A 799-nucleotide genomic window follows, 5' to 3' on the forward strand; every position below is an offset into this window, starting at 1 on the left:
CTGATCGACGAGCTGATCCGCCACCCGGTGGACGAGCAGCCCAGGCGCCTGGCGAGCAGTTTCAACGCCATGGCCGAGCACCTGCAGAGCTCGCTGAGCATCCAGCGCGAGCTGGTGCGCGCGGTGTCCCACGAGCTGCGCACGCCGGTGGCGCGGCTGCGCTTCGGCCTGGAGATGATCGCCGATGCGGGCAGCGAGACGGCGCGGCGCAAGTACATGGACGGCATGGACAGCGATATCCAGGACCTCGACAAGCTGGTCGACGAGATGCTCACCTACGCGCGCCTGGAGCAGGGCTCGCCGGCGCTGAACTTCCAGCAGGTCGAGCTGCAGGCGCTGATCGACCAGGTGATCGAGGAACTGGCGCCGCTGCGCGCCAGCGTGCGGGTCGAGCGCGGGGCGACCCTCAGCGTGCAGGAAGACGGCACTTGCTGGGTCGAAGCCGAGCCGCGCTACTTGCACCGGGCGCTGCAGAACCTGGTGAGCAACGCCATGCGCTACGCCGAGTCGCGCGTGCTGATCAGCTGCCAGGTGGGCCACAAGCGCTGCCGCATCGACGTCGAGGACGACGGCCCGGGCGTGCCCGAGGAGGCCTGGGAGCGGCTGTTCAGCCCCTTCCTGCGCCTGGACGACAGCCGCACCCGCGCCTCCGGCGGGCATGGCCTGGGGCTGTCCATCGTCCGGCGGATCATCTACTGGCACGGCGGCCGCGCGCAGATCGGTTGCAGCGCCAGCCTAGGCGGCGCGCGTTTCAGCCTGGTGTGGCCGCGGCGTCAGGGCGAGTAGGGCGGCGGCCGGC

General features: G+C 71.0%; 1 protein-coding gene. It reads left to right on the forward strand.

Translation table 11 applies throughout. The features are described 5' to 3' along the window. A partial coding sequence (locus tag N878_RS23260; protein ID WP_021445899.1) for an ATP-binding protein occupies nucleotides 1-786 on the forward strand: 786 nt, incomplete at its 5' end. Nucleotides 787-799: the final 13 nt, after the last annotated feature.

Source organism: Pseudomonas sp. EGD-AK9 (genome assembly GCF_000465935.2).
In the GTDB taxonomy this organism is placed as follows: domain Bacteria; phylum Pseudomonadota; class Gammaproteobacteria; order Pseudomonadales; family Pseudomonadaceae; genus Aquipseudomonas.